This is a genomic window from Psychromonas sp., assembly GCF_047632995.1.
Classification (GTDB): Bacteria; Pseudomonadota; Gammaproteobacteria; order Enterobacterales; family Psychromonadaceae; genus Psychromonas.
In genome coordinates this window covers 1-24,371 of the sequence record NZ_JBLIEK010000010.1, presented here as the reverse complement: position 1 = coordinate 24,371, position 24,371 = coordinate 1, and the positions used below count along the sequence as shown (strand labels likewise).

General features: G+C 37.2%; 18 protein-coding genes. 7 read left to right on the top strand and 11 right to left on the bottom strand.

The features are described from left to right. Positions 1-8 precede the first annotated feature (8 nt). Positions 9-956: a hypothetical protein gene (locus ACJAT7_RS03425; protein ID WP_415225397.1), complete on the bottom strand. Its 948-nt coding sequence runs from the start codon at positions 954-956 to the stop codon at positions 9-11. Positions 957-1,250: 294 nt separating this feature from the next. On the opposite strand from ACJAT7_RS03425, the gene ACJAT7_RS03420 reads away from it, so the two are divergent. From ACJAT7_RS03420 to ACJAT7_RS03400, 5 genes are read left to right on the top strand one after another with little or no spacing between them, the layout of a single operon-like run. Further along, positions 1,251-2,285, top strand: coding sequence for a polysaccharide deacetylase family protein (locus ACJAT7_RS03420; RefSeq protein WP_415225396.1), 1,035 nt, complete (start codon positions 1,251-1,253; stop codon positions 2,283-2,285). 33 nt (positions 2,286-2,318) lie between these two features. Next, complete coding sequence (locus ACJAT7_RS03415; RefSeq protein ID WP_415225395.1) at positions 2,319-4,214, top strand: glycosyltransferase; 1,896 nt, start codon at positions 2,319-2,321, stop codon at positions 4,212-4,214. 16 nt (positions 4,215-4,230) lie between these two features. Next, the gene (locus ACJAT7_RS03410; protein WP_415225394.1) at positions 4,231-5,148 is read left to right on the top strand and encodes an ATP-grasp fold amidoligase family protein; all 918 of its coding nucleotides are present in this window, start codon (positions 4,231-4,233) and stop codon (positions 5,146-5,148) included. 2 nt (positions 5,149-5,150) lie between these two features. After that, positions 5,151-6,296: a glycosyltransferase gene (locus tag ACJAT7_RS03405; RefSeq protein ID WP_415225393.1), complete on the top strand. Its 1,146-nt coding sequence runs from the start codon at positions 5,151-5,153 to the stop codon at positions 6,294-6,296. Positions 6,297-6,298: 2 nt separating this feature from the next. Next, complete coding sequence (locus tag ACJAT7_RS03400) at positions 6,299-6,928, top strand: serine O-acetyltransferase (protein WP_415225392.1); 630 nt, start codon at positions 6,299-6,301, stop codon at positions 6,926-6,928. Positions 6,929-7,022: 94 nt separating this feature from the next. Here ACJAT7_RS03400 and ACJAT7_RS03395 read toward each other — a convergent pair whose 3' ends face one another. The 9 genes from ACJAT7_RS03395 to ACJAT7_RS03355 form a co-directional block, all read right to left on the bottom strand. Next, entirely contained in the window at positions 7,023-8,855 is a 1,833-nt protein-coding gene (locus ACJAT7_RS03395; RefSeq protein ID WP_415225391.1) for a hypothetical protein, read from the bottom strand. Positions 8,856-8,941: 86 nt separating this feature from the next. Then, positions 8,942-10,060 (bottom strand): CapA family protein, encoded by a 1,119-nt coding sequence (locus ACJAT7_RS03390; protein WP_415225390.1) that lies wholly within the window; start codon positions 10,058-10,060, stop codon positions 8,942-8,944. Further along, positions 10,060-11,340, bottom strand: coding sequence for a glycosyltransferase family 4 protein (locus ACJAT7_RS03385; protein ID WP_415225389.1), 1,281 nt, complete (start codon positions 11,338-11,340; stop codon positions 10,060-10,062). The genes ACJAT7_RS03390 and ACJAT7_RS03385 overlap by 1 nt, the downstream gene beginning before the upstream one ends. A 41-nt stretch (positions 11,341-11,381) precedes the next feature. Next, complete coding sequence (locus ACJAT7_RS03380) at positions 11,382-12,710, bottom strand: O-antigen ligase family protein (protein WP_415225388.1); 1,329 nt, start codon at positions 12,708-12,710, stop codon at positions 11,382-11,384. A gap of 99 nt (positions 12,711-12,809) precedes the next feature. Next, a complete protein-coding gene (locus tag ACJAT7_RS03375) occupies positions 12,810-14,222 on the bottom strand; it encodes a phenylacetate--CoA ligase family protein (protein ID WP_415225387.1) in 1,413 nt (470 codons plus the stop codon). Between the two features lies 1 nt (position 14,223). After that, entirely contained in the window at positions 14,224-15,447 is a 1,224-nt protein-coding gene (locus ACJAT7_RS03370) for a hypothetical protein (protein WP_415225386.1), read from the bottom strand. Positions 15,448-15,465: 18 nt separating this feature from the next. Beyond that, a complete protein-coding gene (locus ACJAT7_RS03365; RefSeq protein WP_415225385.1) occupies positions 15,466-17,022 on the bottom strand; it encodes a lipopolysaccharide biosynthesis protein in 1,557 nt (518 codons plus the stop codon). A 5-nt stretch (positions 17,023-17,027) separates the two neighbouring features. Next, positions 17,028-18,011 carry a sulfotransferase gene (locus ACJAT7_RS03360; protein ID WP_415225384.1) on the bottom strand — a complete coding sequence of 328 codons (984 nt, stop codon included), beginning with the start codon at positions 18,009-18,011 and terminating at the stop codon, positions 17,028-17,030. Positions 18,012-18,035: 24 nt separating this feature from the next. After that, positions 18,036-18,839, bottom strand: a complete 804-nt coding sequence (locus ACJAT7_RS03355; RefSeq protein WP_415225383.1) for a WecB/TagA/CpsF family glycosyltransferase — start codon at positions 18,837-18,839, stop codon at positions 18,036-18,038. A gap of 414 nt (positions 18,840-19,253) precedes the next feature. Between ACJAT7_RS03355 and ACJAT7_RS03350 the strand changes: the two genes are divergently transcribed. Both ACJAT7_RS03350 and ACJAT7_RS03345 read left to right on the top strand, forming a co-directional pair. Further along, positions 19,254-20,738 (top strand): exosortase C-terminal domain/associated protein EpsI, encoded by a 1,485-nt coding sequence (locus tag ACJAT7_RS03350; protein WP_415225382.1) that lies wholly within the window; start codon positions 19,254-19,256, stop codon positions 20,736-20,738. An 8-nt stretch (positions 20,739-20,746) separates the two neighbouring features. After that, positions 20,747-22,753, top strand: a complete 2,007-nt coding sequence (locus tag ACJAT7_RS03345) for an alginate lyase family protein (RefSeq protein WP_415225381.1) — start codon at positions 20,747-20,749, stop codon at positions 22,751-22,753. A gap of 6 nt (positions 22,754-22,759) precedes the next feature. Here ACJAT7_RS03345 and ACJAT7_RS03340 read toward each other — a convergent pair whose 3' ends face one another. After that, complete coding sequence (locus ACJAT7_RS03340; RefSeq protein ID WP_415225380.1) at positions 22,760-23,884, bottom strand: GNAT family N-acetyltransferase; 1,125 nt, start codon at positions 23,882-23,884, stop codon at positions 22,760-22,762. Positions 23,885-24,371: the final 487 nt, after the last annotated feature.

The following is a 24,371-nucleotide window of genomic DNA, read 5'->3' as shown; positions in this document are numbered from 1 at the left end:
ACACCCCGTTAATCTAGACGAGATATCAGTTCTATTTTATTGATATACAGGATAATTGGCTCTTTTAAATGGTACATATAAAAATCAACACCGGCTATGTTGCCTAAATCTATCTCTCTTTCTTTCGGCGAATTTTTTATTTCGGCTAAAGCCACCTTATGTTCATTCCATCCAGAATCGATCATTAACCATTTCCCAAACCTATCATTTGGGTCAGGTTTTGATTTGTTATAAATTTTGTCTGTGATGATAAGTCTAACTTTAAGTGGGTCTTGGTTAGGATTGAAAAATGAAAACTTAATCTGTTTATACCCTTGCCAATCACCTGCAAAAAAACGTAATACTGCACGGCTATCCATTTCCGCAGCAAAGGTGACTTTCATTAACGTTCTATCTGCAACCCTTGTTTCAGATAATTCATTTGAATTTACCATTAATAATGGCAGATCTGCTTTCCAGCGGGTCAATTCAGAGGGATTATCAAATTTAGCAATGGTTGGAAAGTCCATATGCAGCTCATATTCATCTTTAATCACCTGCATTGCTGGAAACGTTAGGTAGAAAAAAAGAGTAATATAGAGGAAACGAGAAGCAATTAAAAACATGTTGTTTTTGTTAAAATTGCCAAAAAACAGGTAGGCAAAAAATGCACCAAATAAGTCATGATAGAGATCGCCAAGCTGGCCGGTGCGAGAAAAAAACGGCTGCAGAAGTTCTATTCCGCCGCCAATAATAAGAGTAATTAATAATAAAATAACCAGTTGCCGTTTACTGGTACTTTTATTTATGTAGCTACTAAATGAAATTAATAACCAACCCCAAAATGAAAAGCAGATAATGTGTCCGATAGGCCAGAGGGTATCTATCAACCTTTCGGAAATGAAAACTGGCACTCGAGCAAAAAGCAAAATAATCAAGATAAAAGTGATCAATAAGTCGAGTGTTTTTTTAAACATTATTGACTACCATGCAAAAGTGAAGTGAACAAAAACGCCAAATATACGGCCTTACACCATATAAGGTTAGCAATACCATCAACACGTTGAAGAATCGATATACCTCACTCGATACATCCCTTTTACTAAACTAACGTACAAAAGTTTTCATATACTTTGATTAATGATTGCATATCTGTCATTATTTATTGATATTTCAGGATGAATAAAACGCAAACATAAATCAGCTCACAAGAGAGTTAATGAAATTGAATAATCAACAGGGATTTGCTTGAATAACTGAAGCAAAACAGCGTGACATTAATAAAAAAAATACTCCTCAACTTGTTTTTTAAATTAGGCATTTATCAAGTTTTCCACTTCCTATCTCGCCATAAAATAACAATTTTATACATGCATGGCATTATTGATGACACAGCATCTATGCTGTGGAAACCACTACGCATGCAACATACTCAGCAGGCTTTAGCTGTTACGCTTAAAGTATTATCTGAAAAATACACATTTATTTCCTTAGCGACAGCCGTAGAAATATTAAAAAAACAACGCCCTCCGGTCGATAATGGTCTTGTGATAACCTTAGATGACGGTTATTTAAACAACCTTGTATTAGGCGCGCCATTATTCACACATTTTAATATTGCACCAACAATATTTGTTGCCACTGAACATAGCGAACATAACCAGCCATTTTGGTTTGATCGCTTGGATTATGCATTACAACAAATTACTGAAGAAAATTTTCAAACGTCTATAGACGATGAAGTATTCGTTTTTAATTGCTACACAAGAAAGAGATTGCAGCAAAGTTATGCCGCTTTTCGTCGGAAAATTAAAGCACACTTTAAATCTGATATCGCAATGCGCGATTACCTCTGCACTCTCTGCCAAGAGATAGAGCAACAAACAGGTAAAGCATTAAATGACATAATTAATAGCGACCCTTGCGCTGCATTAGCTGACTGGCAACAACTCAATCACGCTAAAAACAGTTTAAATTTTGAAATAGGCAGCCATACACTTAACCATGCACGATCAGGCTTAGTTGATAAGCATACGGCATCGAGAGAATTAGCTGAATCAAAAACAAAACTGGAAAGTAAACTAGATACTCATTGTACAAGTTTTTGTTATCCTGATAATAGTTATAATGCGCACGCAGTTCAAACTGCCGCACAGTATTATGATTGTGCCTTAACCACTGATACTGGCTTAAATAAACCTAATTGTAGTTTAATGACCTTAAAACGCTTTAATTTACCGACTAACGACAATCCACTTAAAATACTGTACGCAATATCCGCTTTGCGCAACAGCTTTAAATTATAATGATATTACCCAATAGAAGATAAAAGACGCTTTATGAAAATATGTATCGTTGCAAATAATGCTTATGGCGCATTAACCGGTGAAGAATCGGGTCATATAGGTGGCGTTGAAAGACAAACTGCCCTGTTAGGTGAATGGCTAACAAAACAGGGACATAAAGTAGCCGTAATAACTTGGGATGAAGGTGGTTCGCCTGTTGAAGTGGTAAATGGTATTAAAATAATCAAATTATGTAAAGTTACGGATGGTCTACCGATAATTCGTTTTTTCACTCCACGATGGACATCATTAAATAGAGCACTAGCGATAGCTGATGCAGATATTTATTATCATAACTGTATTGAGTACTTGACTGGGCAGATTGCTTTATGGTGCAAAAAAAATCATAAAACTTTTGTCTATGCAACAGCAAGCGATACTGATTGCCGACCGGATTTAATAAATAAAAAAGATTTTAAAGAAAGAAATCTATTTAAATACGGACTCAAAAATGCAAGTTTAATAATTGCACAAACAAATAAACAAAAAAAATTGTTAAAAGAAAATTTCAAATTAGAATCTGTTGTCATTCCAATGCCAGGTACACCAGCATTACATTATGATCAACACGCTATTGAATCAGAACAATTTACGCAAAATAAGATTATTTGGGTTGGTCGAATTTGTGAAGTAAAAAGATTAGAGTGGTTTGTTGAAGCAGCAGAAAGACTTCCTAATTTTGAATTTGAAGTAATAGGGCCATTCGACCATAAAGATAATAAATATAATCAATTAATTCTTAAAATTGAAAATCTGCCTAACATCTCTTTTCTCGGAAAAATAAATAAAAAAGATCTCCATAATATCTATAAAAAAGCCGCAGTTTTGTGCTGTACATCGATAGTGGAAGGATTTCCAAATACTTTTTTAGAAGCTTGGAGTTATCAAACCCCAGTGGTTACGACTTTTGATCCTGACAACGTAATCCAAAAAGAAAAACTTGGGATTACTGTTGCAAATATTCATGAGTTAGTTGAGGCTTTATCTCTAATAATGAATAATGTTGAATTAAGGACTATTTATGCGAAAAATGCATTAGCTTATTATGCAAAAAACCACTCTATTGAGAAAGTAATGCATCAATTCGAGTCTACGTTTAAATCACAACTAACTAACTCAAAAACATCTATCCACTTTGATCAAAAAAGCCAACTGTGGAATCAATTTTATGATGTAAAAGATAAAATAAGCATTTCTCATTTAGACTTACAAAAACGCCTCTCTATTTGTCAATCGATGATATATAAGATTAAATTATCTGATTCAGCCTATACTTTAGACGTAGGCTGCGGCACCGGTGAAATAGCTGGAATATTGACGAATAAACATCAGTATGCAATTGATTTTTCAAAAAAGATGGTCGTCGAAGCACAAAAAAGACACCCTCACTTAACAGTCCTAACGGCTGATGCTACAAATATTCCATTTAGCGCACTTTATTTCGATGCGACAGTATCTCTCGGGGTATTGGAATATATCGATACTTATCAGTTAGCATTAGATGAGATAAATAGGGTATTACAAATGAACGCACCACTTATTATTTCATTTCCTAATAAAGCATCGCTATTTAGAAAAATTAACAGTATTGAAAGATATATTATAAAACTCATAAAAATTGCGGTAAGTGATACTAAGCATTCACCCGCACCAGATAAACTATATCATCAACAATGGTCTATAAAATCGTTTTCAGAAGCATTAAATAAGAGTGGTTTTAGTGTGGTAGAAGTCGAATACTGCTCTTACGGTTTTTTAAGTCCCCAATTAGTTTCATCTCCATTTAATATTAAAATTTGCAATTGGTTAAATAATCAAAAAAAATTAAACAATTGGTGTATTAAAAATTTAGCCCATACCGCAGTTGTGTTAGCCCATAAAACACATTAATTAAAAAGAGTGAACAATGATCAATAACATTAAAAAATTACTAAAATCAAACGCTAATTCACATATATTTTTTTTATACGTTAAAAATACAATTGCAAAATTAGAATGTATCTTTATCTCCGATGAAAGAGCAATTAAGAAAAAATATTACTCTGTCCATAAAAAAGAGCTAAACCTAAAGAATCCAATTTTATTTAATGAAAAAATACAATGGTTAAAATTAAACTATAGAAAAAAAGCATTAACACTCTGCGCGGATAAATATGCAGTTAGAGAATATGTTTCCAATATATTGGGTGATGATGTTCTCAATGAACTATATGGAGTATACAACGATGTCAATGAAATTGATTTTAACAGTTTACCCAAAGAATTTGTTTTAAAAGTTACACACGGAAGCGGACAAAATCTGATCACACAAAACAAAGAATCTATTGACTGGGCCTATGAAAAAAAACAATTAAATTTCTACATGCACTCTAATCATTATTTAGAAGGTCGTGAATGGGTTTATAAAAACATCCCTCCGCGAATTATCTGTGAAAAATATCTGGATGAAAATGGGAAGCCACCAGTGGATTATAAGTTTTTTTGCTTTAATGGAGAACCTCGTTTTATTCAACTTGATCTAGACCGTTTTGATTCCCATAAACGAAATATGTATGATACCAACTGGAACGCCCTCCCCTTTGAATTTCAGCACCAAAGAGATCTAGCTGATTTTGAGCGGCCAAAATGTTTAGAATTAATGTTAACTTACGCACAAAAACTCGCAGGAGACTTTCCTTTTGCTCGAGTCGACTTCTATCTCGTTAATGGAAAAATAATCTTTGGAGAAATAACCTTTCATCCCGAACAAGGTTTAGGGAGGTTCATTCCAGAATCATATAATATGATGCTTGGAAAACAGCTCAACCTCCCAGTTAAAGGTTAGATATGATGGATACTCAAAAAACTAAAGTGTTAATAGTGATTAGTAATATGGAATTTGGTGGTGCCCAACGTCAAATTGTTGAACTAGTCAACAACACAGATAAGACTCAGTTTGAGATACATGTTTGTTCCCTTTCTAACTATGCGCCACTTGCAGAGCAGTTTAATGCTGGTATTTCCCTACATATTATTCATAAAAAAGCCAAGTTTGATTTCTCAGTTGTTTTCAAATTGGCAAGTTTAATACGAAAGCATAAGTTTAATATCATCCATAGTTATTTATTTGATGCTGAAATGGCGGCCCGATTAGCCGCTAAACTATCATGCACTAATATTAAAGTCATAGGCTCTGAACGTAATGCGAATTACACACTAAAACCCATTCAAAAACGGGCATATAAACTCACCAAACATTTAGTAAACGCTATTATTGCGAATTCTAAAAGTGGCGCAGACTTTAATGCGCGACAAACTGGCCAGCCTAAAAGTAAATACCATGTAGTCTACAACGGTGTAAATACCAACAGATTCAGACCTCAAAATAAGAAAAATATCCGGGCAGAATTAGGCATTGAAGAAAACTGTAATCTTATCGGTATGTTTGCCAGCTTTAAACAGCAAAAAAACCACCCCTTTTTAATTAGCGCATTAAATACACTCAAACAACAAGGTGCCAATTTTAAATTGTTATTAGTTGGAGATGTGTTACATGGGGGAATGCATGGTTCAGATACTTACACATCGGCAGTGAAACAACAGATTGAAGATTCATCATTCTCAAATGATGTTGTCTATCTTGGTAATCGCGATGATATCGAACATATTTACCCAGCCTGTGATTTTACCGTTTTACCTTCTTTATTTGAAGGAACACCGAACGTGGTGCTGGAATCAATGGCATGTGGCGTCCCCGTGATTGCAACAGATGTTTCTGACAATGCCAGAATCATTTCACATCTATCATCAGGGTACATTGTTGAAACCAATAACGTTCAAGAACTCAGTGAAAAAATATTATATCTATTAGGAAACACTGCAACGCTGGAAACCTTTTCTAAAAATGCACGACAAGCAATGGTAAATAAATTTTCATCTGTCAAACTAGCTGAGAATATGACTAAAATATATAAAATGGTTAAACAGAAGTAAATATGATAAACAATAAACAAGATTTACTCTTTTACTTAGCAGCTGATAAATTTTCTTTAGGTATCAAACACAAGCATCCAAAAATAAATGATGAAATATGGAAGTTTCAAATCGCATTAAGGAATGTGGAATTTTATAAAAATACCACTAAGAATCTGCTTAAAAAAATAGCATTGATTAGGTGGCAACTAAAAAAAAGGCAACTTGCGCTTAAGCTGGGTTTTGATATCCCAGAAAATGTTTTTGGAGCCGGTTTATGCATCAATCATTTTGGAAATTTAATTGTGAACAATCAAGCTAAAATAGGAATGTGGTGTGATATCCACCAAGGTGTCAATATCGGGGCAAACAATAGCAATGATAATAAAGTATTAGTACCAACAGTAGGTGATAATGTATGGATTGGCCCAGGAGCAAAACTGTTCGGGGATATTTTAATTGGAAACCATGTGGCAATTGGTGCAAATGCTGTTGTGAATAAGACTTTCTCCGATGACATCACCCTAGCAGGCATACCTGCAAAAGAGATTAAGAACAAGGGGACAAGGGAAATGAACATCGCCGCCAGTAAAAAACGGGTGGATAATTTTTTCCTTTTAAATCCAGCATACAAAAAATATGAACTAAGCTAGAACTTGGAATTTCTAAATGTTTTTTGATATATATAGCGTAGTCACGGTCAAACCAATGCGGGCCATCAGCTTAGCAGAGGCCCGTATATAATAATTAATTGATTAGTATATCTAGGCTAGAAGGCGGCAATGGTTTGCTCGGCAAACCAGTCCTTACCCCCTCCCCCTCAACACAACCTATATCCCACTTGTCTGCTGAGGTTTCATCGGGTCGTTTCAGGCCAAAGATATCAAATTCAATACTGAAACCATATTTTTCTTGAAAAATATCATATACAGCATGCTTCCGCCCAAAATCATGCCCATTTACTTCTAGCTTCAAGTTTGGACTTTCGACATCGTTAAATTCAAAAATATCATCTGAACTAAAACAGGTCCGTCGTGTACAAACGTTTGGTAAAGTTAAAGACTCACCTATAGAAAATTCATCTCCCGCCCATTTGATAGAATTGACATTATCAACAGTTAACCCTTCTATCTGACTTACTAAATATTCTTTAAATATATTACCTGATTTATTACCATCAAATTGAGCACTTGTTCCATTTTCAATATAAATATGCTTGCCGTCGCGAACACCAGATATTACATTTTCAGAAATATTATATAATGTATTATGTCCAGGCCCGTATATACCAGCATTGACATTACGAATCGTATTGTTCACTATATATCGATAAGTACCACCTTGTAACATTAGGGCTGCGTCCCCCCATGCTCCACCACCAACAGGCGCTCCTGAAGGAGTGCTAATATCATGAATATAATTTCCTATAATATATATTGACCATTCACCAGCACCTGTACTACCTCCATAAATACCAAAGCTAGCATCAGTAATTTTATTGAATAAAATCCACAAATTATCAGGTCCATATTGATAACTGACCCCTTTACTTGGGGAGGGTGATTCTGAATATAATGGTCTAGTATCAATGATGTGCTTTAATATATTCTGAGATATTATAATGTCACTGCCATATTTGATCCCAACCCCAGACTGCCTTACGTTTTGTATGGTGTTAGAGCCAATATAAATATTCTTTGTAGAGGTAGTAGTGCCTAAAACCTGGATGCCAGAACCACTAGCAGAATCGATTAAATTATTAATAAACCAATATCCATTTACGCCTTTATCAACTTGCACCATATGAAAATCTTGATCATAATTAGCGTTTTTATCACCATGATTATAAAACTTATTTTGAAATAAAATAATATTTTTTGCCGGTGTAATATCATTAACGCCAGTGCTTATCAAAGCACTTCCTGATGCATTATCTTGAGCTACTCGTCCGTAAAATGTGGAATTACGAATGACAATATCACTCACTGTACGAGGTTTAGATGAGCCAATTAAAAAACGACCACCGCTACCATTTAGCAAACCAAACTGAATGTTATCTATAAATAAATGTGTTCCTTCAATGATAACACCCTTTGTTAATACCGCACTTTTACCAACAACCCATACAGGTCCCGCCTTCCCTTGAAGCCAAGAAGCATCGGACCCCGCTGATTTCAATACTGTGTAGCCCCTAGATGTGAGTGAGTATTCCCCTTCAATTAAAACATATGACCCCGCAGGAATAACTTCTGGTAATGTTTTGCGAGGCTGGTTCGGAGTGCCGTTTGTAGCATCTGACGCATTGCTTGCCGTTGAATTTATATAATATAAACCTAGTTGAGGATTTACCCAACTACTCTCATCAATAACAGGTGGTAATTCGGAGACATCAAATGGAGGTAAAGGAATACCGATAGTATTGACGTAGCCAGCCCCTTCTGAAAAGCCTTTGGTTGCCCCATAGTTAGAGTCAATCGTAGCTGAAAGTACTGCATGACTAAAGATAAACAATAAGCATACCGTGAAAAACGATGCGCCCCACTGTTTATATTTTGTGGTTGTTTTCTTTTCTTTATACATACAAACCTCACTTTAACAAACTGATTTAAATACACTTAATGCTTAGCACGAATGTCAATTAACACATCTATTTTTTACAAGAAGAGTTATCTATTAAATAACTTACTCCAGACTCTAGTATTATAATATTTTATGCTAGCCCTAAGCCCTGTCCTTTGCCACATATTAATTAGTGATCGCAAATGCAGTTTCGTCCACATATATCTAGCCAACCCATAATTAATCATACTAAAAATTGGGTTAGTAAAAAAAGATGACAGCCAATTAATTTCGGAATGCAACCTCTCTTTATCGAAACCAGTTAAGTATTCGACTTGTAATTTTTCATTTATAAAATAAGGTGTTACTTTTATCTGTTTGATTTTATTATCTTGCAATAAGAATTCAAGCCCCAAGCTATATTTGGTATTTGGCATGCTTTTTGTGTCAATATCAATCAAAAAGTTACCTATCCCATAAAATATAGCCTTTCCTCGATAAATTTCAACCCCTTGAATGACGTGTGTATGATGACAAATCACACTCTCGGCACCAGCATCGATTAGTGCATGAGCCCTTTCCCGTGATTTTTTATCTGTATAACGACAGAATTCAACACCTTGATGCAAAGATACAATCAATAATTCATCGGTGTTTTTTAGAAGTTGAATATCTAGAACCATTTCACTGAGCATTTTATAAGAGACGTTCACATCTGCCTTGCATATAAATGGGTGCGCAGCAGGTGAATATGCAAGCATAGAGATAATAGTATTGGGCAAGCTAACTGTAGACTGAAAACTCTTTAAATCATTATCTATCGCTCCAAAACAATCCATACCTTGTTCGTATATATGGTCAAGCGTATCTTGAGCACCAAGTTCGCCTAAATCTAAAAAGTGGTTATTTGCAACATTTACTGAATAATTGGTATCCGAAGGAAAAATATTTAAATACTCTGCTTTCCCGTTCATCAAAACAGGTTTTGGCTCCCAAGCTTCCCCCCTTTCTGTTAAACAACATTCCAAATTGAAAACAACTAAATCTTTCTTTTGAAAATCAGGATATACCGCATCTAAATTATATTTATATCCGAATTCTTCAATTTTATCAGCAACACCTCTTGCTAATGCAATGTCTCCTAAGAATAACACATGATCACTTGGGCATTCCGAGCTGAGCTCATCTAGATGAACAATCCAATTTTCACTTAAAATATCTTTCATTAGACTAAATCTCGACCCATTATTGTAAAGTTCCAACTCAATGTTGCCGCTTCTATAGAAAATTTTTCAGCCTTAAACCGCGTCTTTTCAGCAACAGTCTGTGCTAATTTATCATCTGAAAGTAACAATGAAATTGTGTCTACAAAACCAGTTATATCTTCTTTATCAATCAGAAAACCATCCACATTATTATCAATAAGATCGGACAAGTCCCCAATATTTGACGCAACTATAGGTAAACCAAATGTGGCGGCCTCCATACATGACAATGGCAATCCTTCTGAGTCAGAAGTTAATACAAAAACTTTAGCATTAATCAAAAAAGCCCCTACATCGATACTTGCACCGATAAAATTTACATTGGTGTCAACTCCTAGTTGCTTTGCTAGCAGCCTATATTGCTCAATCAATTCCCCACCACCTACAATCAATGCGGATATATTGGATCGCTGAATTTTTAATTGTTGAACTATTTTTAAGAAGCGATCAATTCTTTTCACTGGATCTAATCGTGCTACAAGGACTAAATCAACTTTACTTTCCTTTACTCCGACATCAACTTCTAGAGCAGATTTATCAATCCCTCCCGGTATCACTACGACTCTTTTTATTCCATAATACTCAAAATATTTTTTAGCTTTATTCCCCATAGTAATAACGTGATCAATTTCTTTTATAAAACCTAGGAGTTTTTTTTCTACAGCATGATCATAACGTCCTAAATTTTTAAAAACAGGAGTACCGCTATACACTCCACCACCAACAACTTCTGACCAACCGCCCACACAAAAATATATCGACTTAGCGTGATTCATTCTGGCTATTACATGAGCAAAAATGCCATTCAATAATAAGTGAAAGCCCCCAACATAATGGACATTATTATTTTTAGCTATTTTATGCGCTGCATAGGCTCGAGCGACAATGTCACCGAATAACTTCCTAAGTAAAGGATCGGGTTGAATATATGTAACATTTTCAATATGTAATAATTTTTTGTCTGAAATAATCCAAATGTGTTCACAAAACTTCGACCTTGCAAGTGGTTTAATATGAGCTCTAATCCAATTATCTGATTCAAAACGTCCCATAAATACAAATTTATTTTTTGACCGAATCTCATTTTCACTCTTATTCTTGTCTGTGAAGAAAAACGAGATGCGACGGCAAACACTTAATAGAAACCAAACAACCATTCTTGCAGATAATTTCTGTATCCACATTTTTTTTTGAGAATCGGCTAAGCGAGACTCTTGAACCGCATATTTTGTATATTCCACAATCGTTCCTTTCATGCTTTTACATTACTTAAAAATCAAACTTATTGACTTGTTAATAACAGACTTACGCCGCCTTTTTTTAGTTTTTCACGCTCAATATACACCCGAAGTAGTAAGCCTATTGCCACCCACATACCTACGGCACCTTCTCGCGGGTAAAAAGATTGACTGCCCGTTGACGCAATTAAAAAAGCCAGTAATAATGCCAGACCGATTCCTCCTGTAACAACATATAACTTATCGCTATCATCCATGAATAAGCGCCATGCATATTTCAGCATAATAAAATAGAAAATAAATACCGGCAGCGCACCAATAAAGCCATTATCTTGGAGCCACTGCAAGTAGGCATTATGCGGATGAGGGAAACTTTCACCAGAATCTAGCATTATTTGTCGTGTAAGCCCTAAATTTTTCATCGCTTCACGACCATACCCCCCAAAAGGCGCTTTTTTAATGGAGTCCAATACTAATGGCCAGGCAATTACTCGCCCGGAGGTAACCGATTGGAAATCTACATTACCCTCTTGAAAATCTACATCGTCATTCTGAGCAAAACCTCCACTCTCTTCTGCCACAAAGCCTTGCATTAATCTTTCAATGGCAGAAGGCGCTATAGTGGTGATAAGAAGCAGTAAGATCGGGGCTAACAATAAATATTTTCGCCATTTAAATAAACAAAAGAAGGCCCCCAACAAAAGCCAAGTACCATACCCGGTTCGCCCACCAGTTACAGCCATTGCCAAAAAGATAATTAGGCAACCGGGGAGAATCAGCAACCAGTAATATTTGCGGCTTACGAACTCCTTTAAGCAGAATACTGCCCAAAAAGCTCCGCTCATCATCATGGAGATATTCACCCGGTGAAAGCCTACACTATTAGAGACGATCTTAAGTGCCCTTAACTGTAAAGCATCTCCTCCCATCGTCAGAGAGCCTAACTTCATTGCTTTGACAACTTGCAAAGCTAATAACACAAACATTAACGCTAACATTGTAACGGCAAATAAATATTGTTTTTTGCTGCGGCAACCATCGAATATGATCATTGCTGGAATTACCCATTTAAAACAATTAATCAAATATTCATTAATAGCATTTACACCATAATCAGCTGAGCCACCAAAAGTAGCGATTAACTCATCAACACCGGAATGGTCATTCAAGTAACGAATGACACTGATTAGAATAAAAAAACCGTAAAAAAACAGCAGGTAATTAAGATGCTTAGGCATTTCCCAGATTAATTTTTCTTTTTTGCGATTTACTAACCATGAACAAACCACGTTTAAAAATAAAAAATTCCAATGGTTTAAGCCTGGTATACCCGCTATAGATTTAGGCATATCAGGGTGTTGAAAAACAGCCATGAGTAATACCAACCAGCAAGCGCCTCTAAACCAATCTTTCCAAGCATAAACACTTAAATATGCAATTAACAAAGTTAAGAGTGTAATTCTTATCACTATTTATTCACCTGTTGATACATTAATATGTTGATCTACGAATACAGATTTCCCTCTATTAGTTAACGCGATATCATCAACGACTATTAGCGAAACGCTGATACGGCCCTTAAGTTTACCGCCTATGTTTGCAACGATCCGCTGTGCTTGAATTTCTGAAAACTTGTCATTAGTAACGACTTTGATTACAGCAACGCCCGGTGTGTCTTGATAGAATTGATATTTAACAACATCATCAAAAGTATCATCATGCATATTAATTGCACTCCAAGAAATAGTACTGTTATCAATGGCAACTAAATGTTCCTGCACATTGTGCCCACGGATATCTTTAATTATTAAATGATTTCGTTTGCACTTATCACAGTAACGGCCTACATACTCTGCATAGTCACCAGTTCTATAACGAATAAAAGGCATCACCTTATTCATGAACCCCGTACCTACTATCTCGCCTACCTGACCTTTTTGTGTAATAACATTGCCTTGTTCGTCGATCAGTTCTAGATAGCCATAAGTAGGCCAAATATGATAATTAGAACTATGTTCACACTCTCCTGCTGCGACTAGCTTTTCAGAATGACCATAGGAAGAAAAATAACGGCAATTAAAAACAGACTCAACAAACTTCCGTTGCTCAGGGTAAACATTTTCAGACTCTGCCAAAATAGCTTTTACATTTCTTATTTCGACATTCTTCTTTTTTATATAACGGGCAAGTTGATAAACTGAAGAGGGGTAAACATGTAAAAAACATGCTTTTAATGATTGCAGATGACTTACATAACTTTGCATATCCGTTTCGTGCATATGGAAGTTACTGTAATAATGTTCATTAAAAATCGGATCGTAACTCCTATTTAACCCGTTTTTAGCACCTGTCACTCGCCCACGTAAAACAGCCTTGATGTCACCAAGTTTAAAACCGGCCCTCTTCCAGCCATCAACCAAATAGGCATATTCAATTTGTGAACGACCAGCATTAATATAAAATGTTAGTGGTACTCCGCTGGTTCCTCCTGTTGTTACATAATCCACATCAGAGCCGTTCTTATCAACAAGTAAAAGATCATCAATATTGTTGTTAATGAAGCTTTTATCGATAAAGGGCAATTTTTTAAAATCATCCAGTGTCTGCAATGAAGAGATGACAATGCCAGCATCATCATACAATTTTCGATATGCCGCACATTTATTATAAGCAATTTGAACCTGATCCTTTAATTTGCTCAAATGATATTGATCAACTTGCTTTCTTGACCATTTATCTGCAGATAAAATCAATGCAGAGGTGTCACGAAATTTTTTGCCGATTAAATAGGATAGAGGAATAGGGGAGAGTGCTAATCCGGCTAACTTTTTCAGTGGCTCTGGCATGGCTCCCCATAAATTTTTCTTGGAAAATGCTTTTTTCATGTTAGTTCCGATCTAAATTCAAACATGGAAACAATAAAAAAACCCATGCGATAGAGACACTCAACTTTCCAGTCTCGTCAACGGGGTTGTTTTGTAAAAAAAAATACTCTTTTTCATTGATAAACAGACGTACTTTCTCTGGCTCTTCAACATACCAAGTAAGCCCATTAAGATCTTCACCGCTGTAAGCCGTTGTCAGATGAATCTGTGTTTCATCTCTTTGCTGCTTCACCACAAAATCAAGTTCATCCACGCTGCGGTTATAGCCTAACAAACGGCGTGTTGTAGTTACTAAAATCTGCTGTTTATGTTGATAACTGGCTAATAATTCGAAAGCTTGCCGAGTTTCACAGGTAAAAGGTTCGGTCACTGAGTTAACTTTCCCCAAATGGCTGTAAAATATGCTGCAACCTTGATTTGTCACTAAGGTGTTTAATACTGAGGGGGTTAATACATTATGAATACCTCTGGCAGTATCGAACATTGACACCCCCCCCCACGAGGGGTTACAACGCATAAACTCTAAAACAGGCGTGCCATCTATCAGTGTTGTTTTTCTTAATACTTTATTGGCTTTATGCATGGCGTATTTTTTATTGCCTAAACGCGCTAACCATCCTTTAATAAATTCCAATAAAATGGTTTTACTCGAAGCTTTAAACTGTTTTCGGTTAAAAATACTAGCATAACTGCGTTTGCTATTCTGCGCCACACAGCTGGTTACACGCCCTTTCCATATAAAAGGCAGCGCCCCTGATTGTACTGTTAAATCAGCATGATAAGCCGATTTTCCAATCTCCGCACCTTGGCCTTGCATAATATCGTTATCTAAATTAGTAGCTGCTTGGGCGTGATCCACCCATACCTCTATTTTTCTTTCGCCTTGCCGTATCGAAGACCAATATTTATTGATTTGCTCTCTGCTGGTGACAAAATCACCAAAAGAATGCAAACAGTCAATATGACCTGATTGAATCAGTTGTTGGACTTTACGCCGTCCATCGTCATCGCTATTGGTATAAGAGAAGTTATGCGCTGGCATATCAAAATAGATAGTATTCCCCACCTCTAGTCCTACTCCTTTACCTAACAAGGTCTCTTCCGTGGTATTTAAGTAACGCGCTGTTTCAAAGTAAATCTCTTTGTTCGGTGTTTCATCTAAATCACTGCAGATGGCCAGCATGGCTTGGTATGGATAGGGATATTTACGTAAAGATACTGTCATTAATTTTTATTCCGCCTTTTAAGGTTTGATTAGCTTGCAAGCAGACAAACACTTTCGTTGTAATCGAGAAGGAACAAGATAAACAAAGTAGATTCCCAACGTCACTATCACTGCAAAAATAAAAGCAAATAATGCATATGCATGGTTATTTAACTCAAAACAATAACGAGAGTAAGATAATAAGGAGAAGAATGGCAGCAGGTAGATAACAGGTAATAGTAAGCTTTGAAATAGATACGACAAGTAAGAGATCCCTAACTCACGACAAGTATAAGCAGGCACCAGCAGACCATAAACCAAACTCATCGGCACAACAAACAAGATCGCCGCCGTTGTTAGATCCAAGTTACTAATCCCTGTAAATAACAAACCTATTACAAAGGCGATAATTAAACCGAACAACGCAATGATTGAAATTCGGCCATGGCGATTCATCCCCATTAGTATTCGAATTGAACTATCTTGGCCCATTGAAAGCAGTGTACCCGCCGATAAAATCATCATTAACTCTTTAGATGCGTAATTTTCTCCCATCCATAGCGTCAATATTTGATCCCCATAAATAAACAAAAATCCCAACGCGGGTAAACAAAAAGCAAAACTCAACTTAGTCATATTGATAAATAGTGATTGAATCGCTTTCGGATCATTACTCCCCTGCATAGCACCGGTAGTAGGTGTTAACATCAAAGTGAACTTAGCCATAAATGTTTTAATATGCTTTGTGAGCGCCATTGGTCTTGCAAAAACAGCTAAGGCCGCAGGCCCTATTGAGCTAACTAATATAAGGCTAATTGTTTGTAATAATATGATAGGGGGAACATTTGATAACATGCTTTTTATACCAAATTTGAGCATCTCTTTACAGGTAGCAATATTTGCTAAACGAAGGTTGAAAATGAACTCTTTACATATCTTTTTTACAAAAACAAAACGTAATGTTTCAAATGTAATGGTCGAGATAAAATAACCTATCGCCATACCCGCTACGCCTAAATCCGTTAAATATAAGGCGGACACCATCAATGTCAGCGAGAAAATACTCGCCCCTGCATGCAATGCATTGTGAATGTCCCAGCGATGGTAGCCTGTTAATAAGCCGCGAGCAGAACCAGCAAGCATCTGCATACATAAACTAAATCCTAAAAACAGTATTACCCATTGTGCGGTTTGAGTCTGTTCTTGTAAGGAGCCGGCAAAAAAATACGGTAAAGAAAAATAAAATATAATTGTGGTCATCGCTACCACAGAAGCAATAACCAATTGTACAAAGACAACTGAATTCGCCACTTTGTTAAGGGCGGTTATTTCATCAGCAGCACGATGCATCGCAATGTAACGATTAAAGCAAGCCCCCATACCTAAACCGACTAGAGTCAGGTAACTCACAAAGGACCAACCAAAGTCCCATATGCCTAATGCTGCCTGCCCAACTTTTTCATCCACCAGCCGAGGCATAATAAAACCAGAAAAGATCAAGACCAACTGGCTTGTCCAGCTGATCATCAAATTCCAAGCAAAACGACTTTGTCCCGTTAGATCTTCAGGTTTTACGACTGTAGTCGGTTTAATCATCAATATTATTCCGTATAACCTAACTTTTTATGATACTCACCTGCCACATCATAAAAACATTTAAGATCCGTTTCACTCAATTGCTCTTTCCAGCGTTCATCAAGCTGAATAACTTCAGAATCATCCAAACGCATACCATTACCGACCACATGATGATCAACTGTTTTAAAATCCAACCGTTTTTTTGTCGGATCAACACCAATAAATTCAAAAACACGATCTAATGTTTGCTCGGTACTGTTACAAATATCTTCGTAGTGAACCTGCATCCACTTTTCTTTGTCCATGGTTGCTAATACAGCTTCAGTCTCCTGATTGCAGCGCACCCATTCATGCGCGCCCACTTCAATGCCACGACCCTGCTCTTGGGTTTTACCTGCACCGCCACCACGTAACATCGGATTTTTCGCATCGGCATATTCAGAGGGGTTTTTATAGGCTAACGACACGCCACGACCATCTCTCACTACCCAGATCACTTTGATATCGAGATCTTTGTTTTTTAGTAAATATTTAAGACGAATACCGATTTTAGAAGAATCAACAACAGCCCTAGCATCTGCTTGATCTGCTATTGCACTGACGTAATCTGCATTACGTTTTTGTAATATCGGTAATTGCTTGCGCCATGTTGATGAAAGCGACAGTAAACAATCTCGAATCAATTCCATAAATGGCGCGCGCACTAACGGCTTAAGCAATTTTAATATATAGGGAGTTGCACCACTGCGAATATCCATACCTGCTGCCGAGATTGAAAAATCCTGGCCCCTTTGAGCCATTTTTTCACTAACCCCCTGCCAGAAAGCACATTCACTGACTAACGTTTTACATGAACATAAATAACTCTCTTTAGCACCTAAATTAACCGCTTTCAATTCTCCGACGCTGCATAAATCAGGGTGCGCCCCAAGCAGCATAGCGGTCATGGTTGAGCCTGAATGGCTGGCTGCGGCTAAATAAATTAACTGTTGTTTTTTACTGCTCATAATTCGGCGTCTTAATTTTATTGGTTAGAGAGGTTTGCTAGGAAGAAACAGCTCTTTGGCTAACATGCCTAAGAACAAGGTGTTGGTGATCAAATAGCGTTTCCATAAGCGCCCGGGCTCTTGTACCACGCGATACAGCCATTCCATGCCATATTTTTGCCAAATTAGTGGTGCACGCTGTACTTTTCCCGCTAATACATCGAATGAACCGCCGACGCCATGTACAACCGGCACACGCATGGTTTTATTCCAGCGCGCCATAAATTGCTCTTTTTTGGGGGAGGTGATAGCAACAAATAAAACATCGGCATTAGAATCAGCTATTTGTTGTGCAACAGTGGCTTCTTCACTGTCACTAAAATAACCATGTTGAGTGCCTGCAATAATGACACCTGGATATTGTTTACGAATTTCAGATTCTGTTTTAGCCGATATTTCAGGTGTCGCACCAAGACAAAATATACGGTAGCCTTCTTTATTTCCACGGCTCAAGATGCCATGCATTAAATCAATCCCGGCAACACGTTCAGGTAAGGTTTTTCTTAGAATTTTACTGGCCATGACAACGGCACTGCCGTCAGCAAGGATCATATTTGAACTACGGACGTCTTCGCCAAGGGCAGGGTTGCGTTTCATATTGACAATTTTGGCAGCATTTAACATGCCGATATGTAAGGATTGTCTGTTCTTTATCGCACTATCAACATTGTCGAGGGCTTGCGATGAACTTAGAACGTGAACTTTAATACCGAATAAACAGACGTTATCTTGTGTAACAAGATACGTCGAGAGTGAGGTTTTATCCGCCTCGCTTTGTAATACTGACATAAACTACTCTCCATAGTCGAAAATATCGTGATAGATCTGTAATGATAAATCAAAAATGAGAGTATAATCAAATATTGATCTTTGTCATCATATGATATCACTTTCGAACAAGAGCTGTAGCACTGCCAATCAACTATTTTTTCGAAAAATAATACACACTTCTAATTTCCAGATAATAATCAACTAAGTGCACAAAAACACCTTGTAGAAAGAATATTCATACAGCTAATGAATAGGGTATATTATGCTAGAATTATTGATTGTTTATCTCCACTGTCCATCGTTGCATGGAAAATCCTTGTCGCAAGAATGATTACAATTGAAACATAAAGCTCTGCTAAGACTGGATAGCAGAAATAATACAATAAGGTATTTTTTCATTCGCAATGATCCGAAGTTATTAGGGAAAATTATATGTGGGTTCGAAATTGGAAAATAGCAGCGTTTTTCATTTTAAATTTTTTATTTGTTTTATCTGTTAATTCGTTCGTACTTTTTGATCTTGCTGATGAATGGTCAAGTGCAGGCCCTTATAATCATGGTTTATTAGGATTCGGACTTGCGCTATATGTTTTTTGGATAAAAAAAGAGGCGTTTGCATACCCCCGCGGCAATTTTCTGAATCTGCTCCCCTTATGCGCGGCTAGTCTGTTACTGCTGGTCGCAAACCTTGCCAGTATTGGTCAGTTGCAGCTACTGGGCTTGTTTCTTGTGATAGTGGCTTTATTACTTTCCCTTTATGGTCTTAAAATCATTAACACTTTATTCCTTCCCTTATTGATGATTTTTTTGACCCTACCTGTTTGGAATGTATTACAAATACCTTTGCGGGATATCTCAACTTGGGTAAGTTTTCACAGTGTAGATACATTGGGTTTTGCAATAATCCGTGACGGCTATAACCTGATCACCCCGGGAGGAACTTTTATTGTTGAGCAAGCGTGCTCAGGGCTCGGTTTCTTTTTAGCTTCTGCTTTATATGCTGTTTTTGTTGCTGAGATTAATAACCTTTCTCGAAAAGCTGCGATCCTCTTTTTCTTTTTAGCTGTTATTTTTGCGGTTATCGCGAACTGGATCCGCATAACAGTGATCATTATCGTTGGCAGTCAAACCGCGATGCAACATTTTATCGTGCAAGACCATTTAACATTCGGCTGGCTGGTGTTTGCTGCCTGCTTTATTCCGCTAATCATTATCGGCCATACCTACTTTGGAGAGCGTACTAGCGATAATATCGACCAGAAAAAATTAATAAATCAAAATAAGGGTATTAATAAAGGGTACCTAGCCTCGATATCGCTGATACTTCTAATTTTTGCTGCAATGTCACAAATCATCTCATCTCGCTTTGATCCGAAATATAAATTTATACTACCGACAGTTCCTCACTATGCGCAAGTAGGCCTTAATCATGAGACCAGTCATAACTGGTCTCCTATATCAAAAGGCGCAACAAGTGAAGAGTTTAGCTATTTTTCACAGGGCGAGAATTTACTTCAAGTTTACTTGGCAAACTATGCCAAGCAACACCAAGGCGCAGAGATTATTTTTGTTGAAAATAGCTTATTTGATAAAAACCGCTGGTTCAATGTTGAAGAGCAAACTGTTGAGTTACCCTCCTCTGTGCTTAAGCAGTTCAAGTTATTGACACTGCGTCGAAATAATTACCGCTCGCGGATGATCGCATATTGGTATTTTGTCGATGGCCATTATATCACTGACAAAAAAATGGCTAAGTGGTATGAGGTGCAAGCTGCAATAAAAGGTCAGCCAGGTGCCACACTAATCGCCATCGAATTTGATTACGATAATGAAGATAAGGACCAGGCTTTAAAAATAATGACTGACTTTGCAATCGCATTTAGCGAACAACCTATTAATATTCAAAAATCTATATAAGAAGCCCTATGCAATCTTTATCTTGGTATGTAAAACGTATTAAAACGATGTCAATACAAGAAATAACTTGGCGTGTCACATCCTTATCTGCCGCGCTGTTAGAAGATATCCGTGTAAAGATGAACATTGTTGCAACGCCTACATTTCAAGCAGGTTATCAAGAGCAAGCCCCATTTTCTCCGCCATTCCGTGTTTTTGTCGGCGATATTGAAAAATTTAATGGTCAATGGCGCCCTGCCTTACTCTCTAAAGCAGATAAAATTTTACAGCACAAACTCAGCTATTTTGATTTGCATGATCTGGATTTAGAAACACCGATTAACTGGCATAAAGATCATGCTACAGGACAACAAACCAGCCTCGCTTCGATCATGTCGGTCAATTATCGTGATATTAAAAAAAATGGTGACTGCAAGTTAGTTTGGGAGCCTAACCGTCATCATCAATTTGTTGTATTAGCACGCGCTTATCAGATTACTGGTGACTTAAAATATGCACAATGCGTCATCACTCAGATAACGAATTGGCTGGATGCCAATCCATACGGTTATGGCATGAACTGGAAAAACCCGCTGGAACTGGGTATAAGAATCATTAATTGGGTATGGGCAATTGATTTAATTCTCGATTCCGGATTATTTGCCGGTGAATTTAAAACTCGCTTGTTACATAGCGTCTATCTACATTGTCGAGATGTGAGTGGTAAATTTTCACAAGGCTCATCAGCGAACAATCATTTAGTCGGAGAAGCTGCAGGTGTTTATATTGCCGCCAGTTATTTCTCAATGTTAAAAGATGCGCCAATTTGGCAACAAAAAAGTAAAGCCGTTTTAGAAACAGAAATACAGGCGCAAACCTTTGCAGATGGCTGCACTAGAGAGCATGGTTTTAGTTATCAATTTTTTGTTTTCCAGTTTTACCTGTTTTCATCACAAGTTGGGCATTGGCATGGGGATGATTTTTCGCCTGCATACCAACATACATTAAATAAACTCGCTGAATTTATCGCCATCATTGCACAAGGAGGAGAGGACTACCCTATGCTAGGTGACCAAGATGATGGCTATGTATTAGATCTTGGTGATCATGTTCATGATATCAATGCTCTTTGCGATCTTGCTTCACACCTTTATGATAATGAAATATTTCGCATCAACGCTCAACAAGCAAGTGAATCTGCATTTTGGTTATTTAATCAACGGGGCAAAGATAAAAAACTTGCGCTATCGTTACAGCCTCCTCCTTTAACATCCCATAAATTTGCTGAATCTGGCTATTATTTACTACAAGCCGGTAGTCTGAATACTAATGATCAGGTGAGTGTTTTATTTGATTGTGCTGAACTTGGCTACACATCCATTGCCGCTCATGGCCATGCGGATGCGCTAAGTATAGTGATGCGCCTCAATGGTAAAGATTTGTTAGTCGATAGCGGCACCTATGATTATTACAGTTTTCCGAATTGGCGTGATCACTTTAGAAAGACACAAGCTCACAATACAATCGAGGTGGATGGGCTAGATCAATCTGTTATGACTGGCCCATTTATGTGGGAAAAACATGCACAAGCACAATGTACAGATTGGCAGCCAAATAATAGAGGCGGAATCGTCACTGGAGTACATAATGGCTATTTACGTCTAGCCTCCCCCGTAACCCATCAACGTAGTTTAAATTTAAATGCACAACAAAAAGAGCTGCAAATAACAGATCAAATACAAGCACAAGGAAGCCATGATATTGCGCTCTATTTCCATCTATCGGAATATTGCTCTAAAATAAAGGTTGATGGTCAAGTTTGTAGTCTTGTATTAGGCAATTCTAAAGTGATGATAACTTTACCTGATAACTTAACGTTAGAAGCGCGTCGAGGAGAGTGGCACAAAGATCCTAATCATGTATCACTAGGCTGGGTAAGCCGCGGCTATCACCAAAGAACGCCAATTACGACTTTAATAGCCACGGGGAAAACAGTGGCGAACCAGCAATTTACAACATCTGTTCATTGGCTTTGATAAGGATTAAAGTGGTTTGAGATAACGTCCAGTAGGCCAGATTTTTTTAATAGTAAATGGGATGTTTTTAATTTTATTCTGCCAGATAAAAAGATTGGCACCGAGTTTTTTTTCGGCAAGCCAGCGCCTTTTATGCTCCGTATAAACACCCAAAAAATCATAACAACTTAGCCCTTCTTTCTGACAATTAGTGAATGAATAATAACGTAATACTTGTCCAACGCCTGGAATAAAATCAGGATTAAACCCTTCTTGAATGGTTAAGAATTCGTTGTTATATACATAACCAAGCTGCATCGCTTGAATTTCACCGTGACTTTCAAGTCTCAGCAATCTCAACCAGCCTTTTTTTAAAGCCAGAGGTGCAAAAATCCTATAAAAATCAGCTAATTCAGGGCGTCGCTCAAAGGTACCTAATCCAGCATGTAACCAATGTTTATTATGTAAGCTAAATAGTTGCTCAAGAAGTCCACTAATCTCATCATCACCATTGCAAGTCAGCATTTCCCAAGATCCAAGCTTATCCAGGCGACGATTAGGTCTGCGAATATTAGCACGTAAATTTTTGGATAACTCGGGCATTATATCAGCAGAGTATTTGCTTAAAGGAGTCTGAGCAAACTCGACGCTACGTTGATTGCAGTTGAGCCCCTTTACATTAACTAATGATTGCAGCAGCGTTTGCCCGCCCTCAGCCCAAGCTTTTACATTGGTGAACCAGATAAAATCCCAACACGGTTTAACCTCAGGACTGAGCAGATGCTCCCAGAGTCTGCTTTTAAGTGCGATACTGTCTTCTTTTTTAACAATGAAGTTGGAGTATTCCGAACCAGAGCCTTTATCGCCCACAAATCGTAATGCCTGATAAGTCAGTAAATCAGCTAAGCGGTACTCTTGTATATAAAAAGGGGCAATAGCCACAATGCCTTCACTGCCCTGAATCACGATAATAAGGGGCTTTATCGACTCGCCTTGCGTTATTCGCCAACAATCGATCCATTCCCAAGTCAAAAATAGGTTATCAGCATCAGATTGCACAAGTAATTTTTGCCAATCTTCTTTTAGTGAACCAAAATCATCCCAGTTTTTAACCACCCTAATTACAACTGATGTTGTATTGCTCACCAACATATTAATCCACCAATAATTTAAGATTCAGATTGAACGCAACACAACTAACATCAACAACGTGACAAAAGCCACTAAAACAAACACATTAGTCAGCATAGATATTTACTTTTTGTAAGTATAAATTACAATCGCTGCATTTTAAATTCAGAAGGGCATACGGTGACTTATTTCAAAAACTTCTCCATCACAATTAACTCTCTTCATCTGTTTTTATTTTGTTTACCATTTTTGACAGCATGTAATAGTGGGTCTTCAATATCCCCTTCAGGTGAGACATCAACCTCAACCTCAACCTCTTCAAGTGAGACATTGACATCAACCGATGCTGTATTTAGCTTTAATTTGCCTGCTGATATAACGGTTAAGGCCGGTAACATAGTTGAATTAAGCCCTAAAATCAATGAAGAAAGTACCGCTATAGTCACTTATCAATGGGAACAAACCTCTGGCTCTCTCGTATCTTTGACACCAGAGAATGAGCCATATG